Here is a 19888-nt window from a genome sequence, read left to right as displayed (position 1 = left end):
TGTACTTTTAATTGTGACTTAAGAAGATCTCTAATTTGTATATTTATTATATATGGAATAGCTCTATAGTTTTAAAACGAGCCCTGATAGAATTTATGTTCTTTAATAAGAGACATAAGGTATGTTTCGGCAGGATTAAAGACAAGGTGTTTTCTATAGGCGGCTATGTTATAACGGTATACTTTAGGTGAAAGAGAAAAATAAAAGATGCCGCAGTCAGAATCAGCACAGGACACGGGCATAAAAGCAACACCCACTCCTTTTGAAACCATTTTGCGTACAGTAAGCATACTGTTCATTTCACATATTGTATCAGGAGAAAATTGAGTAATCTTTAAAACATCATCAACGATATTACGTATGGTAGAACCTTTTTTGGATAAGATAAAGCTGTCATTTTTAAATACCTTTTCGAGCTGAGAAGAAGAAATCTCTTTAATAGCATTATTGTGAAGCGTGCAATAGCTATGCGATTCAGGCACAGCAAAAATCACTTCTTCCTTTCTAAGCAGTTCATATTGATCAGTGAAACCGTTAAGGTGATTGACTGACATAAGAGCAATATCCAGTTTCTCGGAAAGAATCATTTTTGTCATGGGTAGAATATTATCCTCAATAACTTCAATAACGACATTGGGGAAAAGCTCTTTGAATTTAGGAATAATATCTGTAATCATTTCAAGTCCCCAGTTGGAGGTAATACCTAAGCTGATATGCCCTGTTTCAGAAAGCCTTGATATGTTTTGATAAAGCTTTTTTTGAATCTGAACAATAGAATGAGCAGCCTGAAGATACATATTGCCAGCAGGGGTAGGGATAAGTTCGCTTTTTGTACGCGTAAAAAGAGGGGTTCCTAGTTCAGCTTCCAGTTTAGAGAGATGCTGACTTAGAAGTGACTGTGAAACAAAGAGCTTTTCCGCAGCCTTGGTCATATTTTTTTGCTCAGCAATCTCAATTATATAATCTAGATATCTTACATCCATATTAATCCCCCTATACTATGCTATTAGTTAAAGTAATGGTGACAATCACTATTACTAATTGGTCTAATTGTACAACATATAGTATACTCAATTTATCAAATGTATTCAAGTTGAACATATATGGACTCTTAGAGCTGTTAGTAAAACGAGATACAATAAAAGGAGGTGTTTAAGGTGAGTACACAAAAAAGACAAGATATCCTATTTGCCATTATAACTTTGGTGGTGGGGGCGTTCTATTTTATTATGACAGCACAACTTCCAAGTAAAGGCGGGCTGGTAGATGGAAGGACGATACCCTATATTTTAGGTGGAATGATGATTATTCTAGGGGGGGTACAAATAGGACTAAGTTTAAAGTCCAAGAATAATGAGGATGTAGACAGCAAAGAGACTATAGACATCAAAACAGTACTAAAAACAGCCTTTTTAATAGTATGTTATATAGCTTTATTTGATATAATAGGCTTCCTAATAACAACTTTTATTTACTTATTTCTCCAATTTATAATTCTTTCTCCGGCAGGCAAGAAAGCTAATCTAATAGTGTATTTATTGATTGCAGGCGTATTTTCCTTTTTTATCTATACATCATTTCGCTATGGTTTAGATATTATGCTGCCTCAAGGTATCATAACATTTTTCTAGAATAGGAGGTATTTTGAATGTTAGATTTATTTGCACAAGGTTTTACCAATGTGCTTTCTCCCTTTTGTTTGTTTTTGATGCTTATTGGCACGATTGTAGGCATTATATTTGGAGCGGTTCCTGGCCTGTCATCTGTAATGGCTATTGCGTTATTTTTGCCTCTGACCTATGGTATGGATCCGGGACAAGGTTTATCTGTTTTAATTGCACTTTACATCGGGTCTGTATCAGGAGGGCTTATTTCAGCCATTCTTTTAAAAATTCCTGGGACACCAGCATCTATTGCAACTTGTTTTGATGGGCATCCGATGTTGGATAAAGGAGAAGGGGCTAAAGCGTTAGGTGCTGGAGTGGTTTTTTCTTTTATCGGTACACTGATTAGTATTTTAGCACTTATGTTTATAGCACCTTCGGTTGCAAAAGTAGCTATTAAATTTGGACCTCACGAATATTTTTCTATTGCAGTTTTTTCACTGATGCTTATTGCTACCTTATCAGCAGGTTCTATGATTAAAGGTATCTTTTCAGGCGTATTAGGCTTTGCTTTTTCTACAGTAGGTATTGCCCCTGTAGATGCCATCAGGCGATTCACATTTGGTACGGTAGCTTTATCTGATGGATTTGATGTGTTGACGGTCATGATTGGATTATTTGCTGTTTCTGAGGTGATTAAGATAGCCGAGACCTGCAGAAAAGAAGGCAAAACAGAAGTAGCCAAGGTAGATATGAAGGTAAAGGGATTTGGATTCTCATGGAAAGAATTTTTTGAGCAAGGACCTAATCTTATCAGATCTGCACTAGTAGGCTTGGGAATAGGGATACTGCCAGGAATTGGAGCAGGAACTTCCAATCTGGTGGCCTATACTGTTGCAAAAAATGCAAGCAAGAAAAAAGATGAGTTTGGTAAAGGCTATATAGGCGGGATAGTAGCCTCAGAAACGGCTAATAATGCTTCGGTCGGTGGTGCGCTCATTCCCCTTATGACGCTTGGTATTCCAGGAGACGGGGTTACAGCTTTGTTATTAGGTGCTTTTATGGTACATGGTATTGCGCCTGGACCATTGTTGTTCAAAAATTATGGACCTCTTGTATATACTATCTTTGCAGCCTGTATCATTTCTTCTGTTTTAATGCTTGTTTGTGAGTTTTATGGTATGAGGTTATTTGCAAGGATATTAAAAGTTCCTAAACATATCTTGCTGCCTATCGTATTGGTGTTGTGTGTTGTAGGTGCCTTTGGTTTATCAAGCAGAATCTTTGATGTATGGGCGGTTATAATATTTGGAGCTATTGGATACTTTTTTGTAAAATTCAAAATTCCTCAAGCGCCTTTTGTTATAGGTTTTATATTGGGGCCTATGGCAGAAACGAATTTAAGAAGAGGCCTTATGATGAGTGATGATAACTTTATGGGATTTTTCACTAATCCTATTTCAGGGACATTTTTAGGAATTACTTTTATTTTTCTAATTTATACAATTATCAAAGAGACAACAAAAAATGCTAAAAAAAACATTGCATAAGAAGGAGCGTATATAATGATTAAAGCGGGAACACCTGTAATTACAGATATGAAAATTTATCCGGTAGCGGGATATGACAGCATGCTGATGACTTTAAGTGGTGCACATGCCCCTTATTTTACGAGAAATATAGTCGTTTTAACAGACAACAGTGGCAATACGGGTATAGGAGAGATTCATGGAGGGGATGATATTGCTAAAACTTTAGAGAGTTACAAACCCTTTGTGATAGGGCAGGAAATAGGAAATTATAAATATGTAGTTGATAATATAAAAAAACGAGGCTGGATGAATGCGAATAATAATGGCGAAGGGCTTCAAAGCTTAGATTTAAAGAACCTTAAGTTCGTTGTACATGCTGAAACAGCGGTAGAATGTGCGATGCTTGACTTATTAGGTAAGTATATGAACCTGCCTGTATGTGCCTTGCTTGGAGATGGTCAGCAGCGAGATGAGATTGCTATTTTAGGTTACTTGTTTTACATATGTGATAAAGATAAAGTAGACTTGCCGTACTTAGATGAAAGTGGTAGTAAAGATCCTTGGTTTTCTATTAGGCGAAAAGTGTCGCTTACACCTGAACAGATTGTATCACAGGCAAAAGCAGCTAAAGAGAAATACGGCTTTAAAGACTTCAAGTTAAAAGCAGGTGTTCTGCCAGGCAAAGAAGAAATGGAAGCTATCAAGGCACTTAAGAAAGCTATGCCTGATGCAAGAATTAATATTGATCCTAATGGGGCTTGGTCGCTCAAAGAAGCTACCCAACTTTGCAAGGATATGCATGGTATTCTTACCTATGCGGAAGATCCTTGTGGACCAGAAAATGGTTATTCAAGCAGAGAGATTATGTGTGAATTTAAAAACGCTACACAGTTTCAAGTAGCAACGAATATGATTGCTACAGACTGGAGGCAGTTCTATCATGCATCTGCTCTGAAAGCTGTTGATATCGTTCTTGCAGATCCTCATTTTTGGACGATGAATGGCAGTGTAAGAATGGCACAGGTTTTAAATGACTGGGGTTTAACGTGGGGATCACATTCAAACAATCATTTTGATATTTCTTTAGCTATTTTTGCACACTGTGCGGCTGCTGCCCCTGGGAATATTACACCGATGGATACCCATTGGATTTGGCAGGATGGGCAAGACTTGTGTAAGAATGCAATGAAGATTGAGGATGGAAAAATTAAAATACCTAATAGACCTGGCCTTGGTATAGATATTGATATGGACAGGGTAATGAAAGCTAATGAATTATATAACACAATGGATAACCACGATAGAGATGATGCGATGGCTATGCAATACTTGATTCCAGGCTGGAAGTTTGATTCTAAAAAGCCGGCTTTAGTAAGATAAATAATAAAATAAAATAAATATCAAAAAAAGGAGAGGGAATAATGATTAAAAAATTAACAGCGATAATGATGGGATTTACAGTAATGGCGGGGGTATTATCTGGATGCAGTGGGAATGCGGCTCAATCATCACAAGCCCCAGCACCAAAAGAAGCATCAATGTCGGCACAGACATCAGCAGAAGAGGCTCAAACTGATAGTACAACAGACTGGCCTACTAAAACAGTACAGGTTGTAGTTACGGCAAGTGCAGGAGGCGATACAGACTTTAATGCACGTACTTTTGCGACTTATTTTGAAAAATATACGGGTAAATCAATGGTTATTACAAATACCCCAGGAGGCGGCGGAAGTGTTGCTACCTCAGAGGTTAAGAATGCTAAAAATGACGGTTATAAAATATTATTCTGTCATACAGGCCAAATGATCGTTAATGAAGTCGCCGGGCTCATTGATTATAATATGGATGATTTTGATATTGCAGGTATTCCTGCTATTGATAAAGGGACAGTACTGGTTGCCAGTGCCCAGTCAGGGATAACTTCTATAGATGATCTGGTAGCAAAAGCAAAAACACAACCAGGTAAAATTAGTTATGCGTCTGAGCTTGGTGGTTATTCACATTTGCAAGCACTTATTTTAATGAAACAAGCTGATATAGAGTTAAAGATATTAGACATTGGGTCTTCTTCTGAGAAAATCACAAACTTGCTAGGAGGGCGTGTGGATCTTGCAGCTATCTCTTATGGTGCGGTTAAAGACTATGCCGAGACTGGGGATTTAGTTATTTTGGGACAATACAACAATGAAAGAAATGAAAACTTAGGGGATGTACCAACCTTCAAAGAATCTAACCTTAATGTTGCCATGGAAAAACCGTATATTATTTCTTTCCCTAAAGGAACAGACCCTGCTATTATTGAAAAGATGAATGCACTTACAGAACAAATTGCAGCAGATGAAGATTACAAAAAGGATTTATTAGAAGGCTATAAGCAGCCGGTTGATTATTTATTAAAAGATGACGCTATAGCATTATTAAAGACAACCCGTGATGATTTCATGAGCTATAGAGAAGATTTATTAAAATAATAGATTTAAAAGTGAGCAAAACTTAAATATCAGGCATCTATTAAATAAATAATGGATGCCTGATATTTCTTTTTGCTTATTTTAGTGAAAATACTATAAGATTACAAATGATTACTGGTATTATTAGATCATAGAAAATCATAGAATATAATAGAAGGATAGCATAGAAATTAAAAATGAAACACCTATTTCAAAACATGAAAGAATGTAAAAACGATTAAAAAAGAAACAGAGATTTATTATGTTTGTCAATTGAAAGTAGTTGGAATAGTTTTATATAATAAAGTTATAAAATATAAATTGCGACCGGGATTTCACTATTTACCCCACACTGAGGGCTACTAAAAAATATAGGAGATGTTGCAGGCTTTCTTCCAATGATAGGTACCTAAAAAGATATTTTAATTTACATAAATATTAATTTTATAAGGGGGAATGATATGCAAAATAGAATTGAATTTCCGATAGAATTTGCTGAAAAAATAGTACAGATGTTTCATAAAGTGACCGGAGAGCATATCGATTTCATGAACCAAGACGGAATTATTGTTGCAACAACACAACCAGAGCGGTTAAAGAAAGTTCATGAAGGTGCCCAGAAAATTATGAGTGGAGAAGTTGACGAGCTGGCGATTGAAGTAGAAGATGCAAAACGACTCAATGGGGTAATGCCAGGTTATAATGGCGTTGTACTATTTAAAGGAGAAAGAATAGCCTGTATAGGGGTATCGGGAGATCCAAAAACGATGCGTCCTTTTCAGAGACTAGCTGCAGTTATTGCTAGAAAACAATACGCCCATTTTTTATCACAAAAGGTTAAACAAGATATTTCTGAAAATAAATAACACCACTATTTAAAAGACAAAATAAAGGCATTGGCAGATTAAACTGTTGATGCCTTTATTTGAATACTTTCTTATAATGCAACATTTATTATAGAGCTTTTATTAATATTGTTTATAATAGAAGGAAGAAAATATTTATGCCTTGAATATTTATTTTATATCTGATAAAATATAATTGTGCAAAACCTTTTTGGGCTCATTCTAATAACTAGCTAAGATAAGCATAAAAAATAGACAAAAAGCAAAAAATAACATAGAGTGTATAAATTATTAGCATAGGAGATGAGAATTATGAAAATTACATTTAAAGGGAATCCAATTACACTAGAAGGCAATATACTAGAAGTAGGGGATAGCGCACCTGACTTTTTAGTATCAGATAACAGTTTAGCGCCTATGGGCTTAAAGGATACAAGCGGAAAGCGCGTATTTGTAAGTGTGCCATCTATAGATACATCCGTATGTGATATGGAGGTCAGAAGATTTAATGAAGAAGCAACTAAAATGAAAGATGTAAGTATTTATCTTATATCTATGGATTTACCCTTTGCCCAAACAAGATGGTGTGGCAATGCAGGGATAGAAGCAGTAAAGACAGTATCTGATTATAAAGACAGAAGTTTTGGGCAAAGTTATGGAACTTATATTAAAGAATTGGGGCTCTTAACAAGAGCTGTATTTGTAATAGATGAGAATAATAAGATTACCCATATAGAATACTGTGAAGAAGTTACCAAGGAACCTGATTATGATAAGGTATTACAAGCGCTTAATATATAAATAGTTGAGGGAGGCCATATGAAAGATATTATTATAATAGGCGGAGGCCCTGCTGGGTTGACAGCCGCTATGTACGCAGGAAGAGCACAACTCGATACACTTGTTCTTGAAAAACAATTTCAGGGCGGACAAATGATGAATACCAATGAAGTGGAAAACTATCCAGGCATTTTACAAACGACTGGCCCAGAGCTTTCAAGTGTTATGTATGAACATGCCAGCCAATTTGGCACGCAGATGGCTTATGAAGAAGTAGTGGGTATAGAAGTCAGTGAATCTATAAAAAAAGTCATTACAACGACTGAAACTTATGAAACCAAAACGATTATTTTAGCAATGGGAGCAAAGCCAAGACAACTGGGCGTAGAAAAAGAACAAGATCTATGGGGCAGAGGCGTGTCTTATTGTGCGATTTGTGACGGAGGATTCTTTAGGGATAAAGAAGTTGCAGTTGTTGGAGGGGGAGATACAGCAGTAGAAGATGCACTGTATCTCTCGAGACTTGCTAAAAAGGTTTATCTCATCCATAGAAGAGATGAACTGCGAGCTACTCAAATACTTCAACAAAGGATACTGGCTTCTAACGTAGAAATCATATGGGATAGTAAGGTGACTAAACTTTATTCAGAGCAAGCTTTAACGGGGATAGAAGTTACCAATATAAAGACAAACCAAGTAAAAGATATAGATATTCAGGGACTTTTTATTGCTGTTGGAAGTGTACCAGCGACAAGTTTAGTAAGCGGCCATGTGTCACTTAATGAACAAGGTTATATTATAGCAGGAGAAAACTGTGAGACAAATGTAGAAGGTGTATTTGCAGCCGGAGATATAAGGCAAAAAGAACTTAGGCAGATTGTTACTGCAGCTTCAGATGGCGCTGTTAGTGTCTATCAAGCAGAAAAATATATATTAACAAGACAATAGTTATTAAGAAAAAGCAAAACAAAAGAAAACAACAAAACAAAAGGGGACGGTTCTCCAATATCACTGTTTGAAAAACAGTAGTATTGGAGAACCGTCCCCTTTTTTCCCTTCTTAGTTGATTGGAATTAAAAGCGTGTTGCCAACAAAGATTGTATTCGGGTTAGAAATATTATTTAGTTTGGCAAGTTCTTGATAAGTAGTACCTGCGCTTTTGGCCAGCTTAGCAAGTGTATCCCCGTATTGAATAATGTATTCAGTAAAATTGGGTTTAGCTTCTATAGCAATATCGCTGATAGTCGTTTGCTTGGTATCAATAATAGGAGTAACTTCTTCGATTGCTACTTTAGGAGAGTTATTAATAACAGTTATTTTATTTTGCACATCAATATTTTTCACACTAAAGGCACTAATATAACTTATAACAGCTTCATCAAGACCGGGATATTCTCCTGTAATCTGATTATCACTAAACATAATGTAACCATCTCCGCCAGCAGCAATGAAGTCATTAGTTGCTAAAGAGTAAGTAGCAGATAAGTCGAGAGCTTTATTAGCAATTTTAACACCTGATACGCGACTGCCAGATGCTTTAGATGCATCGAGGTTAAAGGTCATACCACCGATATGAGGGAAGCAACCAGCAGCATCTGGATACCCAGCAACACCTACTTCAAGTGCATCAAGAATTTCTTGTCCTGTAACATCGAGCGTAGCAATATAGTTACCAAATGGAAGAACGGTAATTATATCTTTCTTTGTAATATCACCTGCTTCAATAGAAGCACGGATTCCACCACCATTAGTAAGCGCAACATCTGCGCCCGTTGCCTCTAACATAGCATTTACAATAAGGTTACCCATATTGGTTTCGCCGGTTCTAACAAAGTCTCTGGCACCTTCTAGCTTAACAGGGGTAGAACCTATTTTTTCACCTGTTAAAGCATCAAATGCCATTTTTAATTCACTAATAAGAGCAGTAAGTTTTTCATCAGGAGCAGCGTCCACAGCGTCTTCTTTTGTATAAAGACTTGGAGAAAAACTTACTTTTTTATCTGCACCAACAGCTGCTGTTACAATACCTATTGCGTTGCCGTATTCTCCTGCTTGTACGATAAGCGTATCTTTTATTTGTCTTCCTTCGGGAAGCGTTGTATGACTATGACCATCGACAATAAGATCAATGCCTGTTACTTCTTGAGCGACTTTCTCACTCGTATATGTACTAGATTCATCAACGCCTAAGTGGGATAAGGCAATAATAATATCAGTTTTACCTTGAAGCTCAGCAACCATAGTTTGTGCGACTTTACTTGGATCTTCAAAGGTAAGTTCCGCTACATTTTTAGGATGCGTTTTATAGGTAGTCTCAGGTGTAGATAGACCAAAAATACCTAGTTTAATGCCATTCACTTCTTTAATGATATAAGGCACAAAAGGTGTTGTGCCATCTGTCTTTTTAATATTAGCAGAAATAAGAGGGAAGTTCATTTTGCGGCTAAGTGTTAGAAGATGCTCTTGGCCATAGTTAAAGTCATGATTACCAGGAGTCATGGCATCATAGCCTATAGCATTTAGAATTTGTACAATACCTTCACCTTTAGTTACTGTAGCAATAGGAAGACCGTGAAGTGTATCGCCGGCATCTAAAACAAGGACATTTTCTTTGCCGTTTGTATCTCTAAGCTCATTAATTTTAGCGGCAATTTTAGCAAAACCTATACCAGGATTGGCTTCAACCCGTGAGTGTGTATCATTAGTATAAACAATGGTGATAGTTTTTGGCGTCGTCTCGGCAGCCATCAAGTGTGCAGGAAGTAAAAGTACGGTCATTAAAAGTAGTGCGATGAATGAAACAAATGATTTTTTCTTAAACATGTAACACCTCCTAAATTTTATAGCATAGTACAAACTAATTATACATTAAAACTACAATAAAAATAAATAATATTTAAATAATTCTATAAAATTAAAATCTTAGTATGTGATTTGATATTGTTACGATACAATATAGAGTTTTTTATTTTAAATTCCTTTAAATATTGACTATAAATATTTATTATGTAAAAATAAGACCATAAAATATATTATAAAAAGAAATTGTATCGATACAGTTTTGAGGGTTATCGTTGTATTAAGAGGAGAAAATATGAAAAAAGTAGCCGTCATTCATGATTTATCAGGAATAGGAAGATGCTCGCTTAATGCAGCTATTTCTATTTTAGCCGTTTTAAAAAAGCAGCCATGTCCTTTGCCTACGGCTATACTATCTAATCAAACAGGATTTAAAAGTTTTTCATTTTTAGACTTTACGCAGTATATTAAGGAATATTACTCCCACTGGAAAAAGATAGGTTATCATTTTGATACCATTTATTCAGGATTTTTAGGATCTATAGAACAAATAGAATTACTTACTGACTTCATCAAGCAGTTTAAAACAGATAAGACATTAGTGATGATTGATCCTGTTATGGGGGATAATGGCAAGTTGTATGCTGTTTATCCTGAAGATTATCCAAAGCATATGAGAGAACTCATTCGCCATGCAGATGTAATAACACCTAATTTTACAGAGTTCACACTTTTAACAGGATATGACGCTCAAGAAGAGGGTATTAATAAGCAGAAGCTGATAGCCTGCGGAAGAGAACTTGCAGAAAATGGACCACAGCAAATTATAGTCACAGGGATCTGCAGCGCAGAGCAGCCGGACCATTTATATAACTTAGGAATGGATTTTGCAAAAGATGTTTGTTTTGAAGTCGGCACATCATACAACAACATCTCTTACAGTGGTACAGGAGATATTTTTGCATCTATAGTGTGTGGTTATCTGACTGACGGATATACATTAGAAGAAAGTGTTAAGATCGCTGCGGAATTTATTGCGAAGGCGATTGATTATACATCAAAGTATAACTTAGATACCAATGAAGGTATTATGTATGAAATATTTTTAAAGGAGCTGAATATATAATGAAACAATCTGAAAAAACAAGACTTATGGTGATGACAGCATTATTTGCAGCACTCATCTTTGTAGCAACACGAATTAATATTCCAACAGGCATCAATAATCGTATTATTCATGTAGGCGATGCAGCCATTTACCTTGCAGCATGTATTTTACCTATGCCCTATGCGATGATCAGCGGTGCAATAGGTGCAGGACTTGCAGATTTTATGACACCAGGTGCAGCATTATGGATTATTCCTACAATGATTATTAAACCTTTACTAGTACCCTTTTTTACAGCAAAGAATGGAAAGTTTATAGGAAAACGCAATCTCATAGCACCCATTTTAGCTGGTATCACGGGACTTGTAGGCTATGCTATAGCGGAAGGTATTATTTTTGGAAACTTTATTGCACCTATTGTCGGGATACCCGTAGCGTCTCTTCAACCGATAGGCAGCGCCATACTTTTTGTAATTATCGCCTATACATTTGATACAATGAAACTTAAAGCTCACCTTACAAGGCAGCTGAAAGGAAGTGCGTAATGACAATTTTATATACAATACACGATAGTTTATATGTCAATTTAACGAATAAGTGTCCTTGTGCCTGTACCTTTTGTGTCAGACAAGAAAGTGATGGGGTACATGGTGCTGATAACCTCTGGCTAAACCATGAGCCTTCTCTAAAAGAAGTGTTAGAGGCATTTGAAAAGCATGATTTAGACAGCTACGAATCCGTTGTTTTTTGCGGTTATGGCGAGCCTCTTGAAAGGCTGGATGTGGTTATTCAGGTCTGTGAATATATTAGGGCAAAAAGTAAAGTTAAAATAAGACTTAACACAAATGGCTTGGCAGATCTTATTCATGGCAAAGAAACAGCACCGCTTCTTGCGGGCAAGATCGACGAAGTATCCATCAGCCTTAATGCCCCCAATCAACAAGACTATATGAACCTTGTAAGACCTTGTTTTGGTGAGGAAGCCTTTCCTAGTCTTCTTAAGTTTGGTGCAGAGTGTAAAAAGTACATAGGTGATGTTACTTTTACAGTTGTAGACCTCTTAAATAGAGAACAGCGAAGTGCTTGTGAAAAGATAGCTGATGAAATGCAAATTAAGCTTAGAGTAAGGCCGATGCTATAAAAGATTTATAAAACATATCCTAACTTATAAAAAACTACTTTCAAGTCATAACCTGGAAGTAGTTTTTTTGTAATTAGAGTGAAGCTGAGTAGTTATATCGTTTAATTATTTTCTATATCAATATATTCTGATACTCGGCATTTCAAGAGCTGTATTAATTCCTCATCCATAAATGCATAGTCATCAGGGATATTAAGGCAGATCACTCGCTTGTCATAGAGAAGATACCCAAACTTATCCTTAATTCGTCTTAAGTGCTTCTTCTCCATAGTAAATATGATATCTGCCCAGCCAATATGACCCTCTGTTACTTTAATGCGGGCATTAGCTTCGGTTCCGGCAGATCTTACATCATATCCATTTAAGCTGCTAAATATTTTTTCAGCAGTGAGACTGCGCCATTTATTTCTGCTGCATATAAATAAGAGTTTTATAGCAATCACCTTCTGTGTAGTATTGGAGTTAACTCGATCTATTTATTATATTATACAATGCTTGATGGAACAACCAGACTAATAAGCGATCCTTTATTTGGTAGTAGAAACCCTTAAAAAGTATCTAAAAATATGATAATATAAAACTATAAATTTAAAGATAAGCGGATGCTTATCAGAAGGAGCAGGTCTATTGGATAAAGTGTATATATACTGTGACGGCGGATGTAGGGGTAATGGTAAAGAAAATAATATAGGCGGATGGGGAGTCTACCTCACTTATAAGGGGAAGACAAAAGAATTATATGGTGCCGCTCGTAATACGACTAATAATATAATGGAGCTTACTTCTTGTATAGAAGGTTTAAAAGCAATCACAAAAAAGGATATGCCGGTAGAAGTAGTTATGGACAGTGTATATGTAGTAAAGGGTATCACAGAGTGGGTGTATGGCTGGGTAAAAAAAGGCTGGATCAACTCACAAAAAAAGCCTGTTGAGAATAAAGAGTTATGGATGACGCTTTATGAACTTAGAAAAGAATTTACAGATATAACATTTATACAGGTTAAAGGTCATGCAGATAATGCGGGTAATAATAAGGCTGATCAGCTAGCTAATAAGGCAATGGATGAGGCAAAAGCTATTTCTCTATAAGTGAGAGAAGTAGCTTTTTGTCGTATAATGAAGAAAAACAAAGGAAATGGGACGGGAATTTACAAAATACAACACAATAGTTATAAAAATGACATAATATACGCAAATACTTATTGCAATACCATATTCTTGTAGTTATAATTAGGATATTAAGACGCATTAAAATAATCTTATAACTTTATTAAGAGCGAAGTTATCAAAAGGTAGCGATAAAAATCCAATGGCCAGGGTAATGACAAGCAGGCAATTGGCTGCAGTTTGATTCTACAAGCTTTTCTTTAACCAGATAATTCATTTATGTATGAGGGTTAAGGAGGCTTTTTTTGTTGTGAAAATTAATAGAATAATCAAGATTTTTAAGGCGGGTAGATATATTATAACCAAAGAGGGGTTTAAGATGAAAAGAATAAAAATGAAACGTATTAAAACAAAGGTGATTAAGGGTGGCATTGTTAAGTCAAAAAGCATTAAGACAAAGCTAATCCTGGGTTTTTCTGCATTAATGTGCATGGTATCTATAGGACTGGGTATGGCATCGCTGCAAAATGCAAGCAATGGTCTGAGAAAAGAAGCAGAAAAAGGATTAAAAGCATTGGCCAAAGAGGGTGCACGGGTTGTAGAAAGCAGAATTGATACCCAAAAGCAAGTGCTGGAGATGTTAGCAGGGACAGCGGATATTGAAAGTATGGATTGGGAACTTCAGCGTGCAGAGATGAATCGACAGGTAGAAAAAACAGACTTCTTAGCTATGGCTATTGTACGTCCAGGCGGTATGGCTTATTATAACGACGGGACGACTAAAGAACTGGGCGATAGAGATTATGTAATAAGGGCTTTTAAAGGTGAGACGAATACATCAGAATTAATTATCAGTGGGGTGACTAATGAGTTAGTCTTAATGTATGCTGCACCGATTTATAAACAAGGACAAGTAGTTGGTGTTTTAATAGGACGTAGAAATGGCAGCGCCTTAAGTATTATTTCTGATATGATAGGTTTTGGAGAAAAAGGATATGGGTATATTATTGACAGTAACGGAACTGTCGTGGGACATCCTAACAGAGATCTTGTTTTTGGACAGTTTAATCCGATAAAAGAGGCCGAAGAGAAGGAGACTTTAAAAACTCTTGCCGCAATGTTTACTAGAGCGCTTGAAGAACAAGAAGGTGTAGGAGAATATTTCTATAATGGTAACCATTTATATGCGGGTTACGCATCAATTCAAAATAGCGACTGGACTTTAGTTGTTACTGCCGATAAGCAAGAAGTACTGGGGGCACTCTCAAGCCTTCGCATGAATACCCTTATTATTACATTTATTATTTTCATCATAAGCATTATAGCAACGTATTTAGTAGGCAATTCTATAGCAAAGCCTATTGCAGCTATTACACTGCACTCGGGGAAAATAGCTGATTTGGTACTTGCAGACCAGGTGCCGGAAGAACTTCTTAATAGACAAGATGAGATTGGTGCTTTGGGTAGTGCGCTACAAAAGATCACAGAAAGTCTGAGAAGTATTATTACAGAGATCAGCAGTGCATCAGATCAGATTGCATCCTCATCTGAGCAAATGACTGCCATTTCTCAGCAGTCAGCTCAAGCAGCAGAACAAGTCTCAAAAACAGTGGAAGAGATTGCAAAAGGTGCATTAGAACAATCAAACAGCACAGAGTCAGGTGCCGAGCAAGGTGTGGCACTTGGAAAGGTAATAGAAGCAGATATTACGTACATGCAGGCGCTCAACAAGGCTTCCCAAAAGGTTGGAGAAGCTGTTAGTGAGGGACTTAAGGAGATTGAAAAACTAGCTGAAATTTCTGATGAGAGCCAAGAGGCAACGACTAAAGTACAGCAGGGTATTCTTAAAACCAATGAGAGTGTAAGTCGAATTGGAGAAGCAAGTACTGTGATTGGCTTTATTGCAGATCAGACAAACTTACTAGCTTTAAATGCTGCGATTGAAGCAGCCAGAGCGGGGGAAGCCGGCAGAGGCTTCGCAGTAGTTGCAGAAGAGATTAGAAAGTTAGCAGAGCAGTCTACAGCCTCTACAAAAACAATCGATGCAGTTGTACGAGAGCTTCAAGGCAATTCCAATGCATCTGTTGAAATTATGGAGAAGGTTGCGGTTATTTTAAAGGATCAGCAAAGCCGAGCAGCTAGCAGTAAAGACAAATATATTACAATAGCTAATGCGATACAAGTTGCAGAACAAGCAGTAGAAAAGCTTAATGTTTCCGGACAGGAGATGGAGAAAATGAAAGATGAAATTCTAAATACACTCCAGAGCCTATCGGCTATTGCCGAAGAGAATTCTGTGTCAACTCAAGAAGTATCTGCATCGATAGAAGAACAGACAGCTTCTATGGAAGAGATAGCTAGTGCCAGCGAAGGACTTGCAGATCTTGCACAAAACATGCAGACTATAATTGGCAGATTTAAATTATAAAAATGAAAAGGTAACGGTGAATCAATACAATAAATGATGCAAAAGCTATTTCTCTTTAGATAAGGAGAAGTAGCTTTTTACATTATAAATAAATAAGAGACTAAATTTAAACTAATAGTTTTGCAATAATTGTCAAAATATTACACAATATACACGAAAATGATAAAATATACCTAAGTATTTGTTGCTATGATACATTTTTAACGATATAATTAAACCAAGCTATTCTTTATCCATAGATAATTTATTCATATATCAGGGTTAAGAGGGCTTATTTGGTGTTCAAATTAATAGCATAATTAACTGTTTTAATTGCGGATAAATAGAGTATAAATAAAAAGGAGGATAAAAATGAAAAAGATTAAAACAAAGAATATTAAGGTGAAAAATGATAGAACAAAGAGCATTAAAACAAAATTAATTGTTGGCTTTTCAACTTTGGTCGGTATGGTATGTATAGCCCTTGGAATCTCCACATTACAAAATGCTAGTCAGGGTGTTCGTAATGAAGCAGAAAAAGGACTACAAGCACTAGCTTATGAAGGGGCACGATTTGTTGAAAGTAGGGTTGAAACGCAAAAGCATGTGTTGCAGATGCTTGCAAGTACTGATGCGATTGAAAGCATGAATTGGGAGATCCAACGCGCTGAACTAGAAAAACAGGTAGAGCGAACGGATTTCTTAGCGCTTGCGGTTGTTCATCCTGATGGGATGGCTTATTACAATGATGGGTCAACCAAAGATTTAGGGGATCGAGAATATGTTAAAAAGGCACTTGCGGGTGAGGTAAATACATCCGAGTTAATAATTAGCGGCGTTACAAATGAACTGGTATTAATGTATGCGGCACCTATTCAAAAACAAGGAAAGGTAGTGGCAGCTTTAATAGGCCGCAGAGATGGTAATGCACTGAGTATTATTTCTGATACGATAGGTTTTGGTGAAGAGGGATATGGGTATATTCTTGATAGCACTGGGACAGTTGTAGGACATTCTAATAGAGATTTAGTATCTGAACGATTTAATGCGATTGAACAAGTTAAGGAAGATGAGACAGTTAAGTCGCTGGCAGCCTTAGTAACTAAAGTCCTTGAGGAAAAAACTGGTATTGGAGAGTATTTTTATAATGGCGATCATTTATATGCGGGCTATGCACCTATTGCAAATACAAACTGGTCTTTAGTGATTACAGCTGATAGACAAGAGGTACTAGGAGCACTTTCAAATCTTCGCAGAGATACTTTGGTCATCACACTTATTATTCTGCTGATAAGTATAGCTTCTGCCTATCTGGTAGGTAACGCTATTGCAAAACCCATTATTGCAATTACAAAACACTCTAAAAAAATAGCTGATTTAGATATTACACAGAACGTTCCAACCGATCTACTTAATAAAAAAGATGAGATTGGAGGACTATCAAAGGCACTGCAAAGTATCACCGATAATCTTAGAAACATTATAAATGAGATTAGTCGTTCATCAGAACAAATGGCGTCCTCATCAGAACAAATGACAGCTACTTCCGAGCAATCAGCCCATGCTGCAGAGCAAGTATCAAAAGCAGTAGAAGAGATTGCAAGAGGCGCTTCCGAGCAAGCTCAAAATACAGAAGAAGGTGCTTCAAAGGCTATGAAACTTGGTGAGGCAATAGAAACAGATCTAACTTATATACAGAATCTTAGTAGTGCCTCTCAAAAAGTGGGTGAGGCTATTGATGAGGGGCTAGGAGAGATTGAAAAACTAGCCAAGATTTCAGGTGAAAGCAGAGAAGCAACTCACAAGGTACAGCAGGGTATTATTAAAACAAATGACAGCGTAAATAAAATTGGAGAAGCAAGTACAGTTATTGGTTTTATAGCTGATCAAACCAATTTACTAGCCCTAAATGCCGCTATTGAAGCTGCAAGAGCTGGAGAAGCAGGAAGAGGATTTGCAGTAGTTGCAGAAGAAATCAGAAAGCTTGCAGAACAGTCTACTATATCAACTAAAGCAATTGATGAAGTGGTGCGTGAACTTCAAAATAATTCAAAGGCTTCTGTAGAAATTATGGAAAATGTATCAGTTATTTTAAATGAACAACAAGATCGTGTGGAGAATAGTAAAAATAAATATATGAGTATATCTGAGGCCATACAAGCATCAGAACAATTAGTAAAAAAACTTAATAATTCTAGTAAACAGATGGATAAAATGAAGGATGAAATACTAAGTACCATACAAAATTTATCCGCTATAGCAGAAGAAAATTCTGTTTCAACCCAAGAAGTATCAGCGTCTGTTGAAGAACAGACAGCTTCTATGGAGGAGATAGCTAGTGCCAGTGAAGGACTTGCAGATCTTGCACAAAACATGCAGACTATAATTAGCAGGTTTAAATTATAAAAAAGAAAATTTAACTTGACTTTATTACAAGTATCTCCTATAATAAATTTTAATTTCACTAAACAATTTTAGTGTGAGGAAATAATTGGTTTGTTGAAAATAATTAGCTTTTAAAAATAATATTAGCGACAACGAAGTTGCATCTGCTAAAATACGGGCTGTTTAACAGCACCTATTTTAGTAGGTGCTTTTTATTTTTTAAGCCAGTATAACTGAAAATTTCTCTAAACTAAAAAATTAGGGCAAATATAAAAAACCAAAATATAAGGAGGAAATGTTATGAAAAAAGGTTTAGTTAAAAAAGCAGGATTATTATTATCTATGGTTATGATGATGGGAGCATTAGCGGGATGTGCAAGTACGCCTGTAAAAGAAGAGGCTCCAAAGGTAGCAGAAGCTGCAGCACCAGCAGTCGAAACACCAGCAGAAGAAAGTACGTCACCTAAACGTGTCGCTTTAATTATGGAAGGTCCTATTAGTGATATGAGCTGGAATGCAACAGCTTATAAAGGTATTAAAAAGATTGAAGAAATGGGTGCAGAAATTTCTTATCAAGAAAATGTACCAGTATCTTCGCTGGCTGATAGTATTCGTACATATGCGACAGAAGGTTATGATGTTATTTTTCTTGCCACTAACAGCTATAAAGATGTAACCCTAGAAGTTTCTAAGGATTTTCCTGAGACACAGTTTGTTATCATCAATGGCGGTGTTGCAGTTGATAATGTAATAAGCATCCAAATCGCTGATGAAGAACAAGGCTTTATGATGGGAGCAATCGCAGCGGTAGCGACTAAGAGCAAACAAGTTGGTTTTGTAGGTGGACTTGAAATTACACCAATCATTAACGGCAGTAAAGGATTTGAACAAGGTGCAGGTTATGTTGATCCTTCAGTTAAAGTTAATATTGCAGTAACTGGCAGTATGGATGATGTTAATAAGGCTAAAGAAACAGCAAAAGCTATGATTGAAGCAGGTGTTGATGCTATTGCACCTATGGCAAATCAATCTGGTCTTGGTGTTTTAGAAGCAGCAGAAGAGGGTAAAGTAAAAGCAATCGCATCAGGTCTTGGTCAGGCAGAAATGGCACCAGGAGCCCTTATTGTAGAAGTTGTTAAAGATACATCTATAGCGTATGAAAGTGCCTATCAAGCATACCTAGATGGTAAGTTTGGTACAGAGGTTATAAAAATGGGGGCAGCTCAAGGTGTAATCTATCTTGCTGGATGGTTACCAGGAGCTGAAGGTCTTTTAGATGAAGATCGTGCTAAAATAGAGGATGTTTATAAGGAGCTTGCAGCTGGTAATATCAGCATTGCGTTGAAGTAAAACTTTAAAAGGGTCCGCAGGGGAATTTTAGGGTTCTCCAGTTGCTCACTTGCGTATTTCTAAAAATCTAAGCACTTTCTTCAAATGAACGCCGCAAACTCGCATACGCTCAAACAGTGCGAGCTAAGTACCATTTGAATAAACTGCTAAGATTTTCTTCACGAAATACTCCAGAGGCAACTTCCGAACCCTAAAATCTCCCTCTGCTACATTTTCGAACACCTAGGTAGAAGTTAGACTTCAGACAGTCTGTCACAACCAAATCAAGGTAGAATTGAAAACAACCCAGCCAGTCTCGCTATTCATCTTAAACTTTAAGGTGATAAAAATATTACTAGCTTTTAAAAAAGAAATTAGGGCATAGAAATTAAGAGATTAAG

General features: G+C 36.5%; 17 protein-coding genes. 14 read left to right on the top strand and 3 right to left on the bottom strand.

The genetic code is table 11. From position 1 onward, the window contains the following. Positions 1-71 precede the first annotated feature (71 nt). On the bottom strand, positions 72-983 hold the full coding sequence (locus BN3326_RS07875; protein ID WP_069998638.1) for a LysR family transcriptional regulator: 912 nt from the start codon (positions 981-983) through the stop codon (positions 72-74). Positions 984-1157: 174 nt separating this feature from the next. On the opposite strand from BN3326_RS07875, the gene BN3326_RS07870 reads away from it, so the two are divergent. The 7 genes from BN3326_RS07870 (at position 1158) to trxB (ending at position 8159) form a co-directional block, all read left to right on the top strand. Continuing rightward, positions 1158-1631, top strand: a complete 474-nt coding sequence (locus BN3326_RS07870; RefSeq protein WP_069998637.1) for a tripartite tricarboxylate transporter TctB family protein — start codon at positions 1158-1160, stop codon at positions 1629-1631. Positions 1632-1648: 17 nt separating this feature from the next. Further along, positions 1649-3154 (top strand): tripartite tricarboxylate transporter permease, encoded by a 1506-nt coding sequence (locus tag BN3326_RS07865; RefSeq protein WP_069998636.1) that lies wholly within the window; start codon positions 1649-1651, stop codon positions 3152-3154. A gap of 15 nt (positions 3155-3169) precedes the next feature. Then, a complete protein-coding gene (locus BN3326_RS07860) occupies positions 3170-4516 on the top strand; it encodes an enolase C-terminal domain-like protein (RefSeq protein ID WP_069998635.1) in 1347 nt (448 codons plus the stop codon). Positions 4517-4557: 41 nt separating this feature from the next. Beyond that, positions 4558-5607 (top strand): tripartite tricarboxylate transporter substrate binding protein, encoded by a 1050-nt coding sequence (locus BN3326_RS07855; RefSeq protein WP_141722881.1) that lies wholly within the window; start codon positions 4558-4560, stop codon positions 5605-5607. Between the two features lie 440 nt (positions 5608-6047). After that, positions 6048-6452, top strand: coding sequence for a sugar diacid recognition domain-containing protein (locus tag BN3326_RS07850; protein WP_069998634.1), 405 nt, complete (start codon positions 6048-6050; stop codon positions 6450-6452). A gap of 291 nt (positions 6453-6743) precedes the next feature. Then, the gene (tpx, locus tag BN3326_RS07845; protein ID WP_069998633.1) at positions 6744-7232 is read left to right on the top strand and encodes a thiol peroxidase; all 489 of its coding nucleotides are present in this window, start codon (positions 6744-6746) and stop codon (positions 7230-7232) included. An 18-nt stretch (positions 7233-7250) separates the two neighbouring features. Continuing rightward, positions 7251-8159, top strand: coding sequence for a thioredoxin-disulfide reductase (gene trxB / locus BN3326_RS07840; protein WP_069998632.1), 909 nt, complete (start codon positions 7251-7253; stop codon positions 8157-8159). Positions 8160-8270: 111 nt separating this feature from the next. On the opposite strand, the gene BN3326_RS07835 is transcribed toward trxB, so the two are convergent. After that, positions 8271-10034, bottom strand: coding sequence for a 5'-nucleotidase C-terminal domain-containing protein (locus BN3326_RS07835; protein WP_069998631.1), 1764 nt, complete (start codon positions 10032-10034; stop codon positions 8271-8273). Positions 10035-10305: 271 nt separating this feature from the next. Between BN3326_RS07835 and BN3326_RS07830 the strand changes: the two genes are divergently transcribed. From BN3326_RS07830 to BN3326_RS07820, 3 genes are read left to right on the top strand one after another with little or no spacing between them, the layout of a single operon-like run. Next, positions 10306-11136, top strand: coding sequence for a pyridoxamine kinase (locus BN3326_RS07830; protein ID WP_069998630.1), 831 nt, complete (start codon positions 10306-10308; stop codon positions 11134-11136). Beyond that, on the top strand, positions 11136-11663 hold the full coding sequence (locus BN3326_RS07825; RefSeq protein WP_069998629.1) for a TIGR04002 family protein: 528 nt from the start codon (positions 11136-11138) through the stop codon (positions 11661-11663). The genes BN3326_RS07830 and BN3326_RS07825 overlap by 1 nt, the downstream gene beginning before the upstream one ends. After that, on the top strand, positions 11663-12259 hold the full coding sequence (locus BN3326_RS07820; protein ID WP_069998628.1) for a TIGR04100 family radical SAM protein: 597 nt from the start codon (positions 11663-11665) through the stop codon (positions 12257-12259). The genes BN3326_RS07825 and BN3326_RS07820 overlap by 1 nt, the downstream gene beginning before the upstream one ends. 101 nt (positions 12260-12360) lie before the next feature. Here BN3326_RS07820 and BN3326_RS07815 read toward each other — a convergent pair whose 3' ends face one another. Beyond that, on the bottom strand, positions 12361-12702 hold the full coding sequence (locus tag BN3326_RS07815; protein WP_069998627.1) for a low molecular weight protein tyrosine phosphatase family protein: 342 nt from the start codon (positions 12700-12702) through the stop codon (positions 12361-12363). Positions 12703-12895: 193 nt separating this feature from the next. Here BN3326_RS07815 and rnhA point away from each other — a divergent pair, with 193 nt between their 5' ends. The 4 genes from rnhA (at position 12896) to BN3326_RS07795 (ending at position 19508) form a co-directional block, all read left to right on the top strand. Continuing rightward, positions 12896-13348, top strand: a complete 453-nt coding sequence (rnhA, locus tag BN3326_RS07810) for a ribonuclease HI (protein ID WP_242875973.1) — start codon at positions 12896-12898, stop codon at positions 13346-13348. 397 nt (positions 13349-13745) lie between these two features. Next, positions 13746-15794: a methyl-accepting chemotaxis protein gene (locus BN3326_RS07805; protein WP_330389663.1), complete on the top strand. Its 2049-nt coding sequence runs from the start codon at positions 13746-13748 to the stop codon at positions 15792-15794. 351 nt (positions 15795-16145) lie between these two features. Then, on the top strand, positions 16146-18179 hold the full coding sequence (locus BN3326_RS07800) for a methyl-accepting chemotaxis protein (protein WP_069998625.1): 2034 nt from the start codon (positions 16146-16148) through the stop codon (positions 18177-18179). Positions 18180-18458: 279 nt separating this feature from the next. Continuing rightward, complete coding sequence (locus BN3326_RS07795; RefSeq protein ID WP_074463597.1) at positions 18459-19508, top strand: BMP family protein; 1050 nt, start codon at positions 18459-18461, stop codon at positions 19506-19508. The last annotated feature ends 380 nt before the right edge of the window (positions 19509-19888 follow it).

This window comes from Cellulosilyticum sp. I15G10I2 (assembly GCF_900095725.1).
In the GTDB taxonomy this organism is placed as follows: Bacteria; Bacillota; Clostridia; order Lachnospirales; family Cellulosilyticaceae; genus FMMP01.
This window is presented reverse-complemented; position numbering and strand designations above follow the sequence as displayed.